This window comes from Campylobacter sp. CNRCH_2013_0898h (assembly GCF_025772965.1).
GTDB classification, from domain to species: Bacteria; Campylobacterota; Campylobacteria; order Campylobacterales; family Campylobacteraceae; genus Campylobacter_D; species Campylobacter_D lari_D.
Genome location: NZ_JAKMTD010000010.1, coordinates 1 through 16,117 on the forward strand (window position 1 = coordinate 1; position 16,117 = coordinate 16,117).

At 28.5% G+C, this 16,117-nt stretch carries 20 protein-coding genes; 12 read left to right on the plus strand and 8 right to left on the minus strand.

Annotation, left to right across the window (positions count from 1 at the left end; genetic code table 11):
- Positions 1-310 (plus strand): flagellin (locus tag L8X50_RS06485; RefSeq protein WP_259443331.1); only part of this gene is annotated, 310 nt, incomplete at its 5' end.
- Positions 311-337: 27 nt separating this feature from the next.
- On the opposite strand, the gene L8X50_RS06490 is transcribed toward L8X50_RS06485, so the two are convergent.
- From L8X50_RS06490 to pseI, 3 genes are all read right to left on the minus strand, one after another.
- Positions 338-2,215, minus strand: a complete 1,878-nt coding sequence (locus L8X50_RS06490) for a motility associated factor glycosyltransferase family protein (RefSeq protein ID WP_263660713.1) — start codon at positions 2,213-2,215, stop codon at positions 338-340.
- A gap of 68 nt (positions 2,216-2,283) precedes the next feature.
- Positions 2,284-4,020 (minus strand): motility associated factor glycosyltransferase family protein, encoded by a 1,737-nt coding sequence (locus tag L8X50_RS06495; RefSeq protein WP_263660714.1) that lies wholly within the window; start codon positions 4,018-4,020, stop codon positions 2,284-2,286.
- Between the two features lie 82 nt (positions 4,021-4,102).
- Positions 4,103-5,137, minus strand: coding sequence for a pseudaminic acid synthase (gene pseI / locus L8X50_RS06500; RefSeq protein WP_263660715.1), 1,035 nt, complete (start codon positions 5,135-5,137; stop codon positions 4,103-4,105).
- A gap of 119 nt (positions 5,138-5,256) precedes the next feature.
- Between pseI and L8X50_RS06505 the strand changes: the two genes are divergently transcribed.
- The 3 genes from L8X50_RS06505 to L8X50_RS06515 are packed head-to-tail and all read left to right on the plus strand — an operon-like array spanning position 5,257 to position 6,727.
- The gene (locus tag L8X50_RS06505) at positions 5,257-5,679 is read left to right on the plus strand and encodes a chemotaxis protein CheX (protein WP_133319685.1); all 423 of its coding nucleotides are present in this window, start codon (positions 5,257-5,259) and stop codon (positions 5,677-5,679) included.
- Positions 5,676-5,972 (plus strand): flagellar motor switch protein FliN, encoded by a 297-nt coding sequence (gene fliN / locus L8X50_RS06510; RefSeq protein WP_133319684.1) that lies wholly within the window; start codon positions 5,676-5,678, stop codon positions 5,970-5,972. The genes L8X50_RS06505 and fliN overlap by 4 nt, the downstream gene beginning before the upstream one ends.
- Positions 5,969-6,727, plus strand: a complete 759-nt coding sequence (locus L8X50_RS06515; protein WP_263660716.1) for a hypothetical protein — start codon at positions 5,969-5,971, stop codon at positions 6,725-6,727. Before fliN ends, L8X50_RS06515 begins: the two co-directional genes overlap by 4 nt.
- Here the strand turns inward: L8X50_RS06515 and L8X50_RS06520 are convergent.
- From L8X50_RS06520 to plsY, 5 genes are all read right to left on the minus strand, one after another.
- Positions 6,724-8,220 (minus strand): Ppx/GppA phosphatase family protein, encoded by a 1,497-nt coding sequence (locus tag L8X50_RS06520; RefSeq protein ID WP_263660717.1) that lies wholly within the window; start codon positions 8,218-8,220, stop codon positions 6,724-6,726. The two genes, L8X50_RS06515 and L8X50_RS06520, sit on opposite strands and share 4 nt — an antisense overlap.
- Positions 8,220-8,465 carry a YfhL family 4Fe-4S dicluster ferredoxin gene (locus L8X50_RS06525; RefSeq protein ID WP_012660922.1) on the minus strand — a complete coding sequence of 82 codons (246 nt, stop codon included), beginning with the start codon at positions 8,463-8,465 and terminating at the stop codon, positions 8,220-8,222. Before L8X50_RS06525 ends, L8X50_RS06520 begins: the two co-directional genes overlap by 1 nt.
- A 119-nt stretch (positions 8,466-8,584) precedes the next feature.
- Positions 8,585-9,259 carry a homeostatic response regulator transcription factor HsrA gene (gene hsrA / locus L8X50_RS06530; RefSeq protein WP_133319681.1) on the minus strand — a complete coding sequence of 225 codons (675 nt, stop codon included), beginning with the start codon at positions 9,257-9,259 and terminating at the stop codon, positions 8,585-8,587.
- Positions 9,260-9,336: 77 nt separating this feature from the next.
- Positions 9,337-9,654, minus strand: coding sequence for a dihydroneopterin aldolase (locus tag L8X50_RS06535; RefSeq protein WP_133319680.1), 318 nt, complete (start codon positions 9,652-9,654; stop codon positions 9,337-9,339).
- On the minus strand, positions 9,639-10,250 hold the full coding sequence (plsY, locus tag L8X50_RS06540; RefSeq protein WP_263659709.1) for a glycerol-3-phosphate 1-O-acyltransferase PlsY: 612 nt from the start codon (positions 10,248-10,250) through the stop codon (positions 9,639-9,641). Before plsY ends, L8X50_RS06535 begins: the two co-directional genes overlap by 16 nt.
- Before the next feature lie 198 nt (positions 10,251-10,448).
- On the opposite strand from plsY, the gene L8X50_RS06545 reads away from it, so the two are divergent.
- The 8 genes from L8X50_RS06545 (at position 10,449) to L8X50_RS06580 (ending at position 16,116) form a co-directional block, all read left to right on the plus strand.
- Complete coding sequence (locus L8X50_RS06545; RefSeq protein WP_133319678.1) at positions 10,449-11,483, plus strand: cytochrome-c peroxidase; 1,035 nt, start codon at positions 10,449-10,451, stop codon at positions 11,481-11,483.
- A gap of 150 nt (positions 11,484-11,633) precedes the next feature.
- Positions 11,634-11,942: a 50S ribosomal protein L21 gene (rplU, locus tag L8X50_RS06550; RefSeq protein ID WP_263659711.1), complete on the plus strand. Its 309-nt coding sequence runs from the start codon at positions 11,634-11,636 to the stop codon at positions 11,940-11,942.
- A gap of 10 nt (positions 11,943-11,952) precedes the next feature.
- The gene (gene rpmA / locus L8X50_RS06555) at positions 11,953-12,207 is read left to right on the plus strand and encodes a 50S ribosomal protein L27 (RefSeq protein WP_039649045.1); all 255 of its coding nucleotides are present in this window, start codon (positions 11,953-11,955) and stop codon (positions 12,205-12,207) included.
- A 95-nt stretch (positions 12,208-12,302) separates the two neighbouring features.
- Entirely contained in the window at positions 12,303-13,346 is a 1,044-nt protein-coding gene (obgE, locus tag L8X50_RS06560; protein ID WP_263660718.1) for a GTPase ObgE, read from the plus strand.
- Entirely contained in the window at positions 13,346-13,813 is a 468-nt protein-coding gene (locus L8X50_RS06565; RefSeq protein WP_133319675.1) for a DUF6194 family protein, read from the plus strand. Before obgE ends, L8X50_RS06565 begins: the two co-directional genes overlap by 1 nt.
- Positions 13,810-14,721 (plus strand): methionyl-tRNA formyltransferase, encoded by a 912-nt coding sequence (gene fmt / locus L8X50_RS06570; protein ID WP_263660719.1) that lies wholly within the window; start codon positions 13,810-13,812, stop codon positions 14,719-14,721. The genes L8X50_RS06565 and fmt overlap by 4 nt, the downstream gene beginning before the upstream one ends.
- The gene (locus L8X50_RS06575) at positions 14,702-15,337 is read left to right on the plus strand and encodes a biotin--[acetyl-CoA-carboxylase] ligase (RefSeq protein WP_263660720.1); all 636 of its coding nucleotides are present in this window, start codon (positions 14,702-14,704) and stop codon (positions 15,335-15,337) included. The genes fmt and L8X50_RS06575 overlap by 20 nt, the downstream gene beginning before the upstream one ends.
- On the plus strand, positions 15,334-16,116 hold the full coding sequence (locus L8X50_RS06580; RefSeq protein WP_012660935.1) for a ParA family protein: 783 nt from the start codon (positions 15,334-15,336) through the stop codon (positions 16,114-16,116). The genes L8X50_RS06575 and L8X50_RS06580 overlap by 4 nt, the downstream gene beginning before the upstream one ends.
- The last annotated feature ends 1 nt before the right edge of the window (position 16,117 follow it).

A 16,117-nucleotide genomic window follows, 5' to 3' on the forward strand; every position in this document is an offset into this window, starting at 1 on the left:
TGATCAAACTCCAGGTGTTACCACGCTTAAAGGTGCTATGGCTGTGATGGATATAGTAGAAACTGCTACAGCAAATCTAGATGCCATTAGAGCTGATATTGGTGCGGTGCAAAATCAAATCACAGCTACACTAAATAACATCAGTGTAACCCAAGTAAATATCAAATCAGCTGAATCAAACATCAGAGATGTAGACTTTGCAGCAGAAAGTGCAAATTTCTCTAAATACAACATCCTAGCTCAAAGTGGATCTTATGCTATGAGTCAGGCTAATGCTGTGCAACAAAATGTTTTAAAACTCTTACAATAAATCCAAATAATATAAGGCAGTTTCGCCTTATATTAAATTTCTTTTTTCTAAAATATCTTGCAAAGGTATGATGGCTATTTTTAAGGCTTTTTCTTGAACTAAAGCTAGTTCGCTGATTTCTTCTAGCCAAGATTTATGTGCTGTAATCCAAGCAACAAGTTTATTTTGTTTATCGCTATCATTGTGCATAGGATTAACATATATTTTTGAAAAAGAACTTTCTAAATGAAATAGTGATGGTCCTAAAATTTCTCTTAAAAAAATATATTTTTTACTTTCTAATTTTTCTTTTAATTTGTCTATTTTTAAATTTAATTCTTTGATAGTATAATGAGTTTTACTTTTTGAATTTAATTCTTTATGAAGTTTTTTGCATTCTTTTAAAAAATTTTGGCTAATTTTTATGTTTTGTTTGATTTGCTTATAAGCTTTTAGCATAAGTTCTTGGTTGTCTTTGCGTTTTGGTGGATTTAGTTTTGGAAAAGGTTTTTTTACTTCATCTTTTAAAAATTCTTCACAAATTTCTTTAAAAGGTTTTTCTATGGTTCCTTCTATACTTGCCCCACCTTCTGTGGCATTGTAAATTTTTGTATTTTTTTGTTCAGAAATTAAGTTTTCGAAGATATTTTTAAATAAAATCCATATTTCAGAACTATGGACATAACCTTTTCCACCATATGCTTTTATTTTATACTTATCTTTGTTTTTTTCAAATTCTCCTTCATGATAGGCACTATGGATAAATCCTTCACTATGAGTTTGTCCATCATCGCTATAAGCTAAATCTTGACCTATTAAGATGATATTTTCATGTCCTAGTAAAAGTGCTAGTTCATAATTTAAATGTGCCACGCTCATTCCACCGCTTACATAGCCAAAATCATGCAATCCTAAAGAATAAGCAAAAGGTAGTGATCTTGAAACTAAAATATATTTTCTTTTGTTTTTTTCTAAAAATTTTATACTATCTTTATATACCAATGAAGCTAAAATAAAAGTAATGTCTTTATCAAATTCTTTAAAATCATTGTCAAAGCATTTTGATACCACATCATCTCTTTCTAGCATACAAACATAATCAGGTTTTATACCTGCCTTTGCTAAGATAGGATAAGCACTATCAGCGCAAAATATAGTAGCTTTGTTAGCATATTTTTTAAGTAAAGGAAGTTGTTTTTTTAAAGAAGGTCCAGTAGCTACCAATATAGCATTTTTGCTTTTATTTGATCTTTTTTTCTTAAATTCACTAAAACTTGGATGTGTAAGCATTTTAGGTAAGTTTAGAACAAATTGCTCTATGCCTTGCATAGCATCAATTGGATCATTTCCTCTTCTTAAAGCAATATTTTTAATAGCTTGTATATTTAAAGTGCTAATTAGATTGATTTCTTTTTTTTGATCTTCATAAAATTTAGAATGAATGTGTAGATTGTAAGTTTTTAAAAATAAATTTAAAAAAGAGCACAATGTATCAGCTTTCGCATAGTTAAATTCCTTTGTATGGATTAAAATAAATCTACCTTCTAAAAGTTCTTTGGAAAAATCTATCATATTAAAAACTAAAAATATTAACTCAATATCTTTTTCGTATACAATAACTCTTTTATGTTCTTTATTTGCAAGCAAACTTTTGTAAAATATACCATTGCCTAATCCATAGAAAAAAAGTATAGGGTATCTTAAGTATTCTTTATTAAATAGCTCAATTTTTTCTTGTAGTTCTTTTAAAGGATTTATATATAAATTTTTTATATTTTTATAGCATATATTACAATTTAAAGGATCTTTATCAAAAACATAAATATAATCTTTAGCTTCTTTTATTCTACCTAATTTTCTTTTTAGTGTTTGATATTCACTTCCTTTTAAGGCTTTTAAATTTTTTTTAAAAATCTCTGTTTTCATTTTTATCCTTTTTGATTAAAAAAATAATATCGTCATTTTTTTTGTTTTTTATCAAAAAATTTGATGTGTTATTGTTTTAAATTTTCTTTTATAGTTTTATTATAATTTTCAAGATATAAAATAATCTCATCAAAAAAATCGATTTGTTGTTCTAAGAAAGATTTTGTATTTTTTTCTTTTTCAACTTTGTATTTTAAAACCTCACATTCATTTTGAAAGCATCTAGCTTGTAAAATATCTGAAAAAAATTCACTTTTTGGGAGCTTAAGCCTTAGTTTTTCTAATCTTTCTAAGTTTTTATCTTTAATAGCTTTTTTACATTCATTGATAAAAATTTCACTTTGTTTTATTTGTTTGTTGAGTTTTTCTTTGCATTGCTTTAGTTTTTTTTGTGGATTTTTTGCTTTTGTTAAAATAATATTTTTTTCAATTTTTTCTTTTAAAAACTCTTCACAAATTTCTTTAAAAGGTTTTTCTATGGTTCCTTCTATCCTTGCCCCGCCTTCTGTGGCATTATAAGTTTTGATTTTTAATATATCTCTAGCTAGAGCTATATCTTTTTCAAAACTTTTTAAAAACAAATACCATGTGAGTTGTGTTTTTACTTCTTTATTACCTCCATATGCACAGATTGTTTTATAAACAACTTCTTCATCTCCTTGATCACCATATAAATGTTCTTTTGGGTGAGACTTTCCATCATCACTATAAGCTAGATCTTGCCCTATTAAAATAATATTTTCAAATCTTAAAGCTCCAGCTAACTCATAAGCCATATTAGCAACACTCATGCCATTTCCCAAAAAACCATATTCATTTAAGCCAAGTTTGCTTTCAAAAAACAAAGGTCTTAAAACAAGCATATAATTTCTATTGTTTTTTTCTAAATATTCTATAGTTTTAGGATGAGTTAAAGAAGCTATGATAAATAAAATATTTTTATCAAATTCTCCAAAATCATTATTGAAAAATTCGCTAGTCATATCTTCTCTTTCTAGTGAAAAGACATAATCAGGCTTAATTCCCTCTTTAGCTAAGATAATATAAGAGCTATCAGCACTAAAAATCACAACATTTTCTTGGTATTTTTTTAAAAGCGGAAGTTGTTTCATCAAAGAAGGACCTGTTGAAACTATAATGGCATTTTTTGCTTTGGCTTTTCTATCTTTTATTAGATTTTTAAAAGGAGTATGAGTGATGATTTTTTCTAAATTTATAATATTATGTTTTATTCCTAGCAAAGCATCTTTTGGGTCATTTCCACGAGCAAGCATTAGTGTTTTTATGAGATTTAATAAAATTTGCATCACATTTTGAGCATTGAGTGTATAAAAATTAATATAAAAATCATTATAAAAATGAAAATTGAAAATTTTCAGCGTATGTTTGATTTGCGGATAATTAAATAAAACTTTAAGTTGAGCGGTGTTGATATTTGGTGTAAAAAACAAAATAAGTTTTTCTTTTCTAAGAAGTGTGGTAAAATCAATCATATGAAAAGCTAGATATAAAATTTCTAATTCTTCTTCAAAAATAACAATATGTTTTAAATTCTGATTTTTTAAAAGTTCTATAAAAAATTTTCCATCGCCAAAACCATAAAAAAATAATACTGGATATAATTGAAATTTATCATAATCAAAAGAATGATTTTCATCTAAAAAAACTTGATTTTGCAAATCAAAAATTTTATTTTCTATGATTTTAAATTTATGATTTTGAGTGATTTTTCTCAACTCATAAGCTAGTATTTGATCTACTTCAAAAAGAGCTTGGGTGTTTTTTAAAAATAATTCTTTATTCATTTAAAGTCCAAATTTTTATTTTATTATATCAAAACATATTTTTTACTATCATGATTTTTAAACAAAATATGTTTTTCCATGATTATTCCTTGAAATGTTTTTCTTCTAAAGCTTTAGCAAATTCTATATCACAACTTGCTTTTTTACCAAGCATGATAGGTAAAAATTTAGGATGCAAACCTAGGCTTGGTCTTACGCTTTTTATATTTTCTCGTGTGAAAATATCACCTTTTTTGATGTCTTTACTTGCGTATAAACTTCTTGCAAAATGGCGGTTTTTTAAAGTTTTTTCATCCATGCTAAATTCTTTGTTTCCTAAAGCTTGCTCGCTTAAACGCACCATAGAACACATTTGCTTAAACTCCTCAAAATCAAGACTAAATTTAGCATCAGCGCTATTTAAAGTTTTGTCTAATATAAAATGTTTTTCTATGATTCTTGCGCCAAGAGCTACGGCTAAAGTTGGTGCTAAAAATCCCTCGCTATGATCACTTAAACCAACAATAGTGTTAAATTTTTCTTGTAAAGTTTTTATGACATTTAAATTTAAATCACAAATTTGTGAAGGATAAGCCGAGGTGCATTTAAGCAAAATTAAATTCGGATTGTTTTCTTCTTTAAAAATTTTAACAATCATTTCAAGTTCTTCTTCATAGGCTATGCCTGTAGAAACTAAAGTAGGTTTGTTTTCTTTTGCTACATAACGCACAAAATCATAATCATTTGCTTCAAAGGAAGCGATTTTATAAGCTGGGGGATTAAATTGCCTTAAAAAATTTACATCTTCTTTAGAAAAAGGACTAGAAAAGCAAATTAAACCTTCATTTTTAGCACATTCAAAAAGTTTTTCATGCCACTCATAAGGAGTTTTAGCTTCTTCGTAGAGCTCATATAGTTTGCGTCCATGCCATAAACCACCTTCAATAATAAAATCTTTTTTGTCAGAATTTAGTGTTAAGCTATCTGGGGTATAGGTTTGAATTTTTATAGCATTAGCTCCTGCTTGTTTGGCTGCTTGTATAGTTTTTAAAGCTATTTCAAGACTATTTGCATGATTGGCTGAAAGTTCAGCGATGATGAAAACTTTTTCATTTATGTTAAAATTTTCTATAAACATCAAAAAACCTTTTTTAATTTAAATAAAAATTTACTATATTTTATATTTTAATTATTAATTGTGATTAAAGGTTTATTTAGTAAAATAAATTTATTATAAAGTTATCTAAGGAAAAAACTATGACTAAAACACTAGAATATTCGATTTATCACTTTTGTGAACACATTTTAAAACTTAAAATTACACCAACAAGCGTGATTAGAGGCGAGCTTTATGGGGCTTCTATACCTTTGTATTTTAAAGATGAAGAATATAGTTTTTATCTGTTTTTTCAAAAAAAGGCTCTTAATGAGATTGCGCAATTTTTATTGCATGAAGAGTTAAAAGAAGATGATCTAGCAGATTTAGTAAAAGAAGTAGCTAATCAAATTATAGGTTATGCCAAAAAATTACTTAACGACACTAATGGCAAAGATGAGTATCGTTTGGGTGTTCCTGAATATTTAGGACGTATTGATGGATTTTCAAAAATCAAACTCAAAGAAAAATTTACTTATGAAATGAAAAATGCTCGTTTTAGAATAGGTTATAAAAAATTATGATAGAAGATCATTTAGGATTGTTGCAATCTTATGAAGATATTTTAGATATTAGCGTTGATTTTGTTAGTGAGCTTGGTACTACTAATATGAGTGTAAGAGAGCTTTTAAAGCTAGAAGTTGGTTCTGTGATAGACCTTGAAAAGCCAGCGGGTGAAAGCGTGGAACTTTATTTAAATAGAAGAATTTTTGGCAAAGGTGAGGTAATGGTGTATGAGAAAAACCTTGCTATAAGGATTAATGAAATTTTAGATTCTAAATCAGTATTGCAGTATTTCAAAAAAGAATTGCAATGAAAATTATTTGGATTTTATTACTCGCTTTACCTCTTTTTGGGGCAAAAATTCTTGATTACAATATTTATCCAAGAGAAGATAGGGTGGATATTACTTTTTCATTTGATGTTCCTTATAAAGAAGGTATTAGTCAAAAGAAAAAAGATGGTATTATTATTTTTACTTTAAATGCTAAAAGTGCAAAAGAGGAAGATAGAGCATTAAATTCTGATATTATAAAAAAAATTAAAATTTTTTCAGAAGATAAAAAAACTTTTATAGCTTTAAGTGTAGGTAATAAAATACAAATTACCGCTGATGCGATTGGTGAATATGGTTTAAGATTGCGTGCTCAAAAAGAAGGTGTAAATTTAAGTACTAAAAAAAGCTTAGAGGAAAAAAACGAGGAAATAAAAATGCAAGAATATGATTTTACAAATTATATTTTAGTTGTAAGCGTTTTGATACTTTTGCTTGTTGGACTTTGGTTTTTAAAAATATATCTAAGACAAAAACACCCTTTAGATAGGAATTTTAATTTAATCTTTCAAAGACCACTTGATAGACACAATCAACTTGTAGTTTTTGAGTATGGTTTGAAGCGTTATACTATGATTATAGGAAATTCTAATGTGGTATTAGAAACGAATGAAGCTTTGATAAAAAATGAAGAACAAAACAAAGCGCCTCAAAAGCCAAAAGAAAAAGATTTTAACTCTTATTTTGAAGAAAATAAACAAAGATTGCAAAATTTACTTTTAAAACAAAATAATTAATTTTGCTGATTAAAAGCTAAAATGATAAGTTTTGGCTTTGAAATTTTTTTGATTTCTTCTTTTGAAAAATAAATTTGTTTTTTAGTCGAGTATATATACAAAGTATGATTTTCTAGCGTGAAATCAAGATTCTCATCAGTGTCTTTTGCAAGTTTTTTTGATAAAGCTAAAATAAAATTAAGCCAAGCTAATATGTGATTATTTGGTAGTAAATCTTTTATATTTTCTATCGCAAATGGATTGATTTTTTTTCCATTGGCTTTTAAAATAGTAGAAATTAATAAAATTTCTTTATGTGAAAAACCAAAATGCAGGCTATTTAGAGCTATATAAGCACTATGTTCATTGGCAAAATAAAAATTAATTCTCTCGCCTATATGCGATAATTTTGCAGCATTTATAAGATCTTTTTTAAAAGCAAGATTAATTTTATGGATGGGCAAAAGAGTATCAAATAATTTATTTGCAAAATAAGCACTTTTATCATTATAATCTATACTAAAACGATCTTGTATAGATTTTAAGCTTGGATTGAAATTCGGAGGAAATTTAGCATTAAATTTTGAAAAATCCGTTGTTTCGTTTTTTATTTTAGTATATTTTTGAAAAAGATTAGATAAAAATACACCTTCTCTAACACCCACTGCAGAGGTGATGATATTTTTAGCTTTTAAATTTTTTGCTAGTGCTAAAAATATCACACATCCTTCTTTTATAGTATCAAAACGATCTTTTTTTATGTTAAAATCATTTAAATTTTTAGCATTTTGAATTTTTTCTATGTGATTTTTTTCTTTTTCAAAACTATAACTAAAATTATGAATCATTTTTAACGGGTAAGAGTTTTTTTTCATTATAGAATTTGACAATGCCCTTAAACTTCCACCTATGGCAATGATATTTTCATTTTGAAAATGCTTTGGAACTTGTTTTAGTGCTTCTTGTATAAATTGGTCTAGTGCATTAAATTTTTTTGTATCGTAAAAAATTTCTTTTAATCTTACTGTGCCAAGATCAAGTGAAATACAATCTACAATCTTACCTTCTTTGATTAAACAAAGCTCAGTCGATCCTCCACCTATATCTATAGTGGTGGCATTTTGAATATCTGATAGTAAATTTAGCGCAGCAAGCCCACCTAAAAATGACTCTGTTTTTCCATTAATACATTTTATATTTAAACCTACATTTTTTGCTATTCTAGCTATGAAATCTTTAGCATTGGGCGCATCTCTTAATGCAGAAGTTCCAACAGCAATAATTTTTCTACATTTTTCTTTTAAAGCTTTTTCCTTAAAATAAGTCAAAGCTTTTTCGGCTTTAAGCATGGCTTCTTCTTGAAGAATTTTATTATTATTGTAAGCATTTTCTCCAAGTCTTACTTTCTTTTTGTGCTCACTACAAATGAAAAAACCATATCTTGAGGTTTTTTCAAAAACTACCATACGAACGGAATTAGAGCCAAGGTCAATTACTGCTGTTTTTTTAGCCATTAAATATCTTTATTTTTATGTTTTAAACGAAGCTCATCAATGCTTTCTACATTATCAGGATCAGGTATGATACAATCTACTGGACAAGCTACTATACAAGCTGGTTCTGAAAATTCATTCACACATTCAGTACAAAGATCAGGATCTATGACATAAATTGGATCATTATCATAGATTGCTTCATCGGGACATTCTTCCCTACATGCATCACAGGATATGCATTCTCTAGTGATTAAAAGTGACATATTTTTTTCCTTTTTATAAGTAATAAAGCAAACTTATACTATATAAAAACTTATAGGTAATTTAAAATGAAAGAAAAAACAAAATCTACTTTTTAGAATGATTAAATCATTCTAAAATTTTAGTTAGTTTTTTTAGGAAAACAAAAACGATACCCTCTACGACGCACGGTTTCTATGGTAGAGATGTTAAGCGGTTTATCCATTTTTTGTCTTATTTGATTGATTGCAACCTCTATAACATTTGGAGTTACAAGTTCAGGTTCTTCCCAAATAGCATCTAAAAGTTGTTCTTTTGACACAATCTGATCTGAATGTCTAGCTAAATGAGTTAAAACTTCAAAAGGTTTTCCTTTTAATTCTATATCTTTTCCTTGATAAGTGATTTTTTCTTCATCAGGATCAATCACTAAATCATCGATTTTGATCACATTTGTTCCGCCAAATCTAAGTCTAGCTTCAATTCTCGCCATTAAAATTTCAAAATCTAAAGGTTTTTTTATATAATCATCTGCTCCAGCTTTCAAAGCTTTGATTTCATTTTCTTTATCTGCTTTTGCGCATATTGTAACTATAGCAGTTCTTGGAGATTTTTGCTTAATGGCATTAATTAAATCACTTGCATCATTATTGCCAATAGTCCAATTTGATAATACTAAATCATAGTGTCTAATACCTATAAAATACTCAGCGTCTTTAAAATTTTCTGAAGTATCACTTTGATAGCCAAACTCATTTAAGGTATTTGATAGAGTTTTATTAAGTGATGCTTCATCTTCTACAACTAAAATACGCATTTTATTCCTTTGAAGATAGTTTTAGTGCAAAAGTATAACACAAATTAAGCAAATGTTCAAAATTCTTTAAAAAAATTTTAATATTTTTTACTCAGACTAGCTCCAACGCATGCATTTTTGATAATATCAGGTTTGTAACAAGTGATATTTATAAATTTAAGCTTTTTATTATGTTTTTTAATATCCTTGCATATGTATTTTAAAGATTTTTCTATAGTTTTAAATTTTTTCTTTTTATAAATTTTTTCTATTCTAATACAAAGTTTTGCATAATCTAAAAATTTTTTACTTTTAGCTTCTAGTTCTATAATAACTTTTTGTTCTTGAATTCTTTCAAAATCCAAAAGCCCTATAATACATTTAAATTCTAAACTGACTTTTATATGACTTTGCATTCTTGTTTTCCAATAAGCCTTAAAATATTTGGTATATGTTTATAAATTACTATAAATGCAATAACAAAAATTGGTGCATGGGTGTTGATCACAGGCATGTCATAATGAAAAATAAATGAAGTAGCTATTAAAACAATTAAAGCTCCTAATGAAGCTAAGCTTGAAATTTTAAATACCTTTCCTATGATAAACCAAGCTAAAACCGCAGATATTATTTCAAAAGGTAAAAATACTGCTAAAACCCCAGCCCCTGTAGCCACTCCTTTACCACCTTCAAATTTTAAATAAGGAGAAAAGCAGTGCCCAAATACTGCTAAAACAGCCATAGTCCATAAGATATTTTCATCATAGCCCATAAATTTTGCCACTAATATAGGTATGATTCCTTTTAATGCGTCTAAAATAGCGGTTGCAATAGCAAGTATTTTAGCTAGTTTAGGATCGCTTTCTTTTACTACCCTTAAAACATTTGTAGCGCCTATACTTTTACTACCCATATTTTTAATGTTTGTTTTAGCAAAGATTTGAGCTAGTAAAAGCCCAAATGGTATAGCGCCTATGAGATAAGCTAAAAGATAGATTATTAAATTTTCCATTTACTTTTCCCTAAGATTTTTGTAAAACTCTGTAATAATAGCAAAAAACCCTGAAATAAATATTTAAGAGATATTTTATCCTATAATAATTTTTATTGTTAAATATAAATTTTTTATATTATTTAAAGAAAATTATAGATATATTTTCAATAAGTTTATTTTAAATAGGCTTTATTTTATCTTATTTAGGAGTAGATAATGAAAAAAATTTCATTATTAGTTGCATCATCATTATTAGTTGCATCAACTGCTTTTGCTAACGATAAAGCTTTGCTTGATGAAGCAAAAGCTGCAGGTTTGGCACCTTTACCAAAAGATCAGACAGGTGTTGAAAAACTATTAAAAGAAATGGGTATTAAAGCTAGTAAATTCTCTAAAGAGAAAGCTAACCTTGGTAAAAAGCTGTATTTTGAGCCAAGACTTTCTAAAAGTGGTTTGATTTCTTGTAATACCTGTCATAATTTAGGTATGGGTGGTACTGATGGTATAGCGGCTGCTGTAGGACATAAATGGACAGCTAATCCTCATCATTTAAATTCGCCAACAGTTTATAACTCAGTTTTAAATTCAACTCAATTTTGGGATGGTAGAGCAGGAACTTTAGCAGATCAAGCAAAAGGACCAATTGAAGCAGAACCTGAAATGGCAACTCCTGCTAAATTAGCAGTAGAAAAAATAGCTTCTATGCCAGAATATGTAAAAGAATTTAAAAAAGTTTATGGTAGCAGTGGAGTAACTTTTGATAATATTGCAGATGCTATTGCTACATTTGAAAGAACACTTTTAACTCCATCTAAATTTGATAAATTCTTAGAAGGTGATACAAAAGCATTAAATAAAAAAGAAAAAGAAGGTTTGAAAACTTTCATCGATAAAGGCTGTACAGCTTGTCATACAGGAGTAAATTTAGGTGGTAGTATGCAGGCTTTCCAAGTAGCAGCTAAATATAAATTTGCAAATGTAGGAGATTTTAAAGGTGATGCAAATGGCTTAGTTAAAACTCCAACCTTAAGAAATATTGCTGAAACTGCTCCGTATTTTCACAATGGTGCTATTTGGTCTTTACAAGAAGCAATCAAAGAAATGGGCAGTGTGCAACTTGGCATAGAAATTTCTGATAAAGAAGCAGCTTCTATAGAAACTTTCTTACATGCCTTAACAGGTAAAAAACCAAGCATTACTTACCCTCAACTTCCAAAAGCAACTGAAAAAACTCCAAAACCAGAGCTTTAATTTAAATCTTAAGACGCTTTTTGCGTCTTAAGCTTACTTTATATAAAATCAAGATATAATTACTGCTTTTAGCCATTAAAGCTTTCTAAATTTATGTTTATGCATAATGCTTTATGGTGCTACCAAAATATTTTAAGAAAGGATAGCTGTATGTATGCTATTATAAAACACAGTGGAAAACAATACAGAGTAAGCCAAGGTGATGAGCTTAAACTAGATCGTTTTGAAGCTGAAGCAAAATCAAGCATAGAGGTAAGTGAAGTTCTTGCTATATGCGATAAAGAATTAAAGGTAGGTGCGCCGTTTGTTGCGGGTGCAAAAGTTGTTTTAGAAGTGATTGCTCATGGAAAAGACAAAAAAGTTGTAATTTATAAAAAAAGACGCAGAAAAGACTCAAAATTAAAACGCGGTTTTAGAAGACAATTTACTCGCGTTAGAGTAGTAGATATTAAAGCTTAAGGAGTAAAGAATGGCACACAAGAAAGGTCAAGGTTCAACTCAGAATAATCGTGATTCTATAGGTCGTCGTCTAGGTGTTAAAAAATTTGGTGGAGAATTTGTTCGCGCTGGCAACATCATCATCCGCCAAAGAGGAACAGCAACTCATGCGGGTAATAATGTAGGCATAGGAAAAGATCATACAATTTTTGCTTTAATTGATGGTTTTGTAAAATTCGAAAGAAAAGATAAAAATAGAAAAAAAGTTTCTGTTTATCCTGCATAATTTTAAGGCTACTTTGTAGCCTTTTTCTTCTTTTTAATCTTAATATATTAAAAAAAATATAATATTATTTTAAAAATTTATATTTTGGTGATTGTATGTTTATAGATAATGTGAAATTAGTTTTAAGTTCAGGTAATGGTGGCAAAGGTGCTGTGAGTTTTCGCCGTGAAAAACATGTTCCACTCGGTGGGCCTGATGGTGGCGATGGTGGAAATGGCGGCGATGTATATTTTATATGTGACAATAATACCCATACGCTAGCACACTTTAAGGGTAAGAAAGAACTTAAAGCACAAAATGGCCAGCCAGGCCTAGGTCGTAATAAAAACGGCAAAAGAGGGGAGAGCTTAGAATTAATCGTCCCTCAAGGCACTCAAGTAATTGACGCACAAAGTGGGGAAGTTTTACTTGATATGCTAGTAGAAGGCCAAAAAGAATTATTTTTAAAAGGCGGTAAAGGTGGTCTTGGTAATACTCATTTTAAAAACTCTACTAATCAACGCCCAGATTATGCCCAACCGGGTGTGGCAGGAAAAACCTTAAGTGTGCGCTTAGAATTAAAACTCATAGCAGATGTTGGACTTGTGGGCTTTCCAAATGTAGGAAAATCCACTCTTATAAGCGTAGTATCTAATGCAAGACCTGAAATAGCTAATTATGAATTTACTACTTTAACTCCAAAACTTGGTATGGTTGAAGTAGATGATTATAATTCTTTTGTGATGGCAGATATCCCAGGTATTATAGAAGGTGCAAGCGATGGTAGGGGTTTGGGACTTGAGTTTTTAAGACACATAGAAAGAACTTCTTTTTTGCTTTTTGTGCTTGATCCATTAAGAGATATGAGCTTAAAAGAGCAATTTTGTATTTTAAGAAAAGAATTGGAAAAATTTTCAAGCAAACTTTATGCAAGAAATTTTGGCTTAATGCTTTCAAAAAGTGATAGCGTAAATTTAGGCGAAGAATTTGCACAAAAAATGGAAGAAGATTATAATGAGCTAAAAGCTTATTTGCAAAGTCAAAATAATCCACAAAGCTTTTTTGTTAAAGTATCAAGCCTTGAAAAAACCGGACTTAAAGAGCTTAAATTTATGCTTTTAGAAGAAGTTAAAAAAATTAGAAGTCAAAATAATCTTTGATGAGTGAAAATTTAACTATAGATTTTATTCAAGAATATATCAAGTCTAATTTTAAAGGCTTGGTATATAAATTTACTTATAAAGAACATAGCTTTTTTTATAATCCCGATAAGGTTTTAAAAAACGGAGTTTATTTTTGCACTATTAAAGAAAATGATGGCATAAATGATAAAGCTTCGAATTTAAATAGAGAAGGTGTATTTCGTCTAAGTTGCTCTCTTTGTGATCAAGATTACCAAAATCTTTTTGGTAAAAAACCTAAAAAAGCTTTAAAGGGTGAGGTTGTTAGTTTAAATTATGATTTTTCTATGCTTGATTTTATCATGCCTCATCCAATTTATGCTTATATGGGATATATTTGCATCAACAACCCTTCTAGAAAAAATTTTGAAATTTTTAAAGATTATCTTGAGCTTTCATATCAAAAAGCTATAAAAACTTATAAAAAAAGGATAGTGGTATTATGAAAAATATCATTTTTATGGGAACTCCATCTTATGCAACTTGTATTTTAAAAGAGCTTGTTGACAAAGGGTTTAATATCCAAGCTTTATTTACTCAACCTGACAAACCTGTGGGTAGAAAGCAAATTCTAACTCCAAGTGATACTAAAAAATTTATTTTAGAAAATAATTTAAATATAGAAATTTTCACTCCAAAAAGCTTAAAAGATGAAAACATAACTAATAGAATAAAAAGCCTAAAACCTGATTTTATAGTTGTTGCTGCTTATGGGAAGATTTTACCAAAAGAAATTTTAGATATTGCTCCTTGTATCAATTTGCACGCTTCCTTACTTCCTAAATATCGCGGGGCTTCGCCTATACAAAGTGCTATTTTAAATGGGGATAAAATAAGCGGGGTTTGTACTATGCTTATGGAAGAAGGGCTTGATAGTGGTGCAATCTTAGAAAGTATAGAATGTGATATCGCAGGTAAAAATTCAGCTGAAGTGTTTATTATGCTTTCAAATTTAGCTGCTAAACTTACTGTTTCTACGCTTTTGAATTTTGAAAAAATTATCCCAAAAAAACAAGATGAAAATTTAGTTACACATTGTAAAAAAATCAAAAAAGAAGATGGCTTGATTGCTTTAAATAATGCAAATGAAATTTATCAAAAATTTTTAGCTTTTACACCTTGGCCTGGAATTTTTTTAGAAAATGGTTTGAAATTTTTAGATATAGAATTAGTCGATAGTGAAAAAACTCAAAAATCAGGCGTGATTTTACAAATAGAAAAGGAAGGCTTTTTGCTTTCATGTAAAAAAGGTGTTTTAAGGATTAAAAATTTACAAGAAAGTGGAAAAAAGGCTTTAGACGCTAAGACTTATTTAAATGGAAAAAGGTTAAAACTTGGAGATAGTTTATTTTGATGAGCTTGAATCAACTCAAATTTATTTAAGTGATAAAATTCGTAGTGGAGAAATTACTAACAATACAGCCATTTGTACTTTTATCCAAAGTGCTGGTATAGGTAGTAGGGACAATACTTGGCAAAGTAAGCAAGGAAATTTACATGTATCTTTTTGCATAAAAACTCAAGAATTAGCACAAGATCTTCCTTTGGCTTCTGCTAGTATATATTTTGCATTTTTAATGAAAGAAGTATTGCAAAGAAAAAATTCTAAAGTATGGATTAAATGGCCTAATGATTTTTATATAGAAGATAAAAAAATAGGCGGATTGATGAGTTCTAAAATCAATGATTTTTTGGTTGTAGGAATAGGGATTAATCTTAAATATGCTCCATTTAATGCTGAAATTTTAGATATAGAAGTAGATATAGCAAAACTTTTAAATGAGTATTTTTCTTATGTAGATGAGAAAATTTTATGGAAGAATATTTTTAGCAAGTATATGCTAGAATTTGAAAAATCAAGAAATTTTTTTATACATAATGAAGGTAAGATTTTATCTTTAAAAGATGCTTTGTTGTATAAAGATGGTTCTATATTGTTAGATAATAAAAGGATATATAGTTTAAGATGAGTGAGATAATAACTATTGCAAATCAAAAAGGCGGGGTAGGTAAAACTACTACCGCTATTAATCTAGCGGCTTCTTTAGCAGTAGCTGAAAAAAAGGTTCTTTTGATAGATATTGATCCACAAGCTAATGCTACAACAGGACTTGGTTTTAATAGAAGTAATTATGAGTATAATATTTACCATGTTTTTATAGGCAGGAAAAAACTTTCTGAAATCATTTTAAAAACTGAACTTCCACAATTATACTTAGCTCCATCAAATATTTCTTTGGTTGGAATTGAACAAGAAGTAGTAAAAGAAAGCGGAGAATATAGAACGATTTTAAGAGAAAAAATCAAAGAAATTGCTAAAGATTATGATTTTATTATCATTGACTCACCTCCTGCACTTGGAAGCATTACGGTAAATGCTTTTGCAGCAAGCGATAGTGTTATTATCCCTATACAATGTGAATTTTATGCGCTTGAGGGTGTTGCGATGGTTTTAAACACCATAAAATTTGTGAAAAAAACTATCAACCCAAAGTTAAAAATAAAAGGTTTTTTACCAACTATGTATAGCTCACAAAATAATCTTTCAAAAGATACCGTGGAAGATTTAAAGCAAAATTTCAAGCAAAAGCTATTTAGAACAGGTGATAATGAAGATGATTTTATCATCATACCAAGAAATGTAAAACTTGCTGAAAGTCCAAGTTATGGAAAACCTATTATACTTTATGATATAAAATCCCCAGGTTCAGTAGCATATCAAAATTTAGCACATTCTATATTAGGATAAA

Coding starts and splice junctions, on each gene's coding strand:
- L8X50_RS06490 (WP_263660713.1), bottom strand. CDS start 2,215: ATGAAAACAGAGATTTTTAAAAAAAATTTAAAAGCCTTAAAAGGAAGT.
- L8X50_RS06495 (WP_263660714.1), bottom strand. CDS start 4,020: ATGAATAAAGAATTATTTTTAAAAAACACCCAAGCTCTTTTTGAAGTA.
- pseI (WP_263660715.1), bottom strand. CDS start 5,137: ATGTTTATAGAAAATTTTAACATAAATGAAAAAGTTTTCATCATCGCT.
- L8X50_RS06505 (WP_133319685.1), top strand. CDS start 5,257: ATGACTAAAACACTAGAATATTCGATTTATCACTTTTGTGAACACATT.
- fliN (WP_133319684.1), top strand. CDS start 5,676: ATGATAGAAGATCATTTAGGATTGTTGCAATCTTATGAAGATATTTTA.
- L8X50_RS06515 (WP_263660716.1), top strand. CDS start 5,969: ATGAAAATTATTTGGATTTTATTACTCGCTTTACCTCTTTTTGGGGCA.
- L8X50_RS06520 (WP_263660717.1), bottom strand. CDS start 8,220: ATGGCTAAAAAAACAGCAGTAATTGACCTTGGCTCTAATTCCGTTCGT.
- L8X50_RS06525 (WP_012660922.1), bottom strand. CDS start 8,465: ATGTCACTTTTAATCACTAGAGAATGCATATCCTGTGATGCATGTAGG.
- hsrA (WP_133319681.1), bottom strand. CDS start 9,259: ATGCGTATTTTAGTTGTAGAAGATGAAGCATCACTTAATAAAACTCTA.
- L8X50_RS06535 (WP_133319680.1), bottom strand. CDS start 9,654: ATGCAAAGTCATATAAAAGTCAGTTTAGAATTTAAATGTATTATAGGG.
- plsY (WP_263659709.1), bottom strand. CDS start 10,250: ATGGAAAATTTAATAATCTATCTTTTAGCTTATCTCATAGGCGCTATA.
- L8X50_RS06545 (WP_133319678.1), top strand. CDS start 10,449: ATGAAAAAAATTTCATTATTAGTTGCATCATCATTATTAGTTGCATCA.
- rplU (WP_263659711.1), top strand. CDS start 11,634: ATGTATGCTATTATAAAACACAGTGGAAAACAATACAGAGTAAGCCAA.
- rpmA (WP_039649045.1), top strand. CDS start 11,953: ATGGCACACAAGAAAGGTCAAGGTTCAACTCAGAATAATCGTGATTCT.
- obgE (WP_263660718.1), top strand. CDS start 12,303: ATGTTTATAGATAATGTGAAATTAGTTTTAAGTTCAGGTAATGGTGGC.
- L8X50_RS06565 (WP_133319675.1), top strand. CDS start 13,346: ATGAGTGAAAATTTAACTATAGATTTTATTCAAGAATATATCAAGTCT.
- fmt (WP_263660719.1), top strand. CDS start 13,810: ATGAAAAATATCATTTTTATGGGAACTCCATCTTATGCAACTTGTATT.
- L8X50_RS06580 (WP_012660935.1), top strand. CDS start 15,334: ATGAGTGAGATAATAACTATTGCAAATCAAAAAGGCGGGGTAGGTAAA.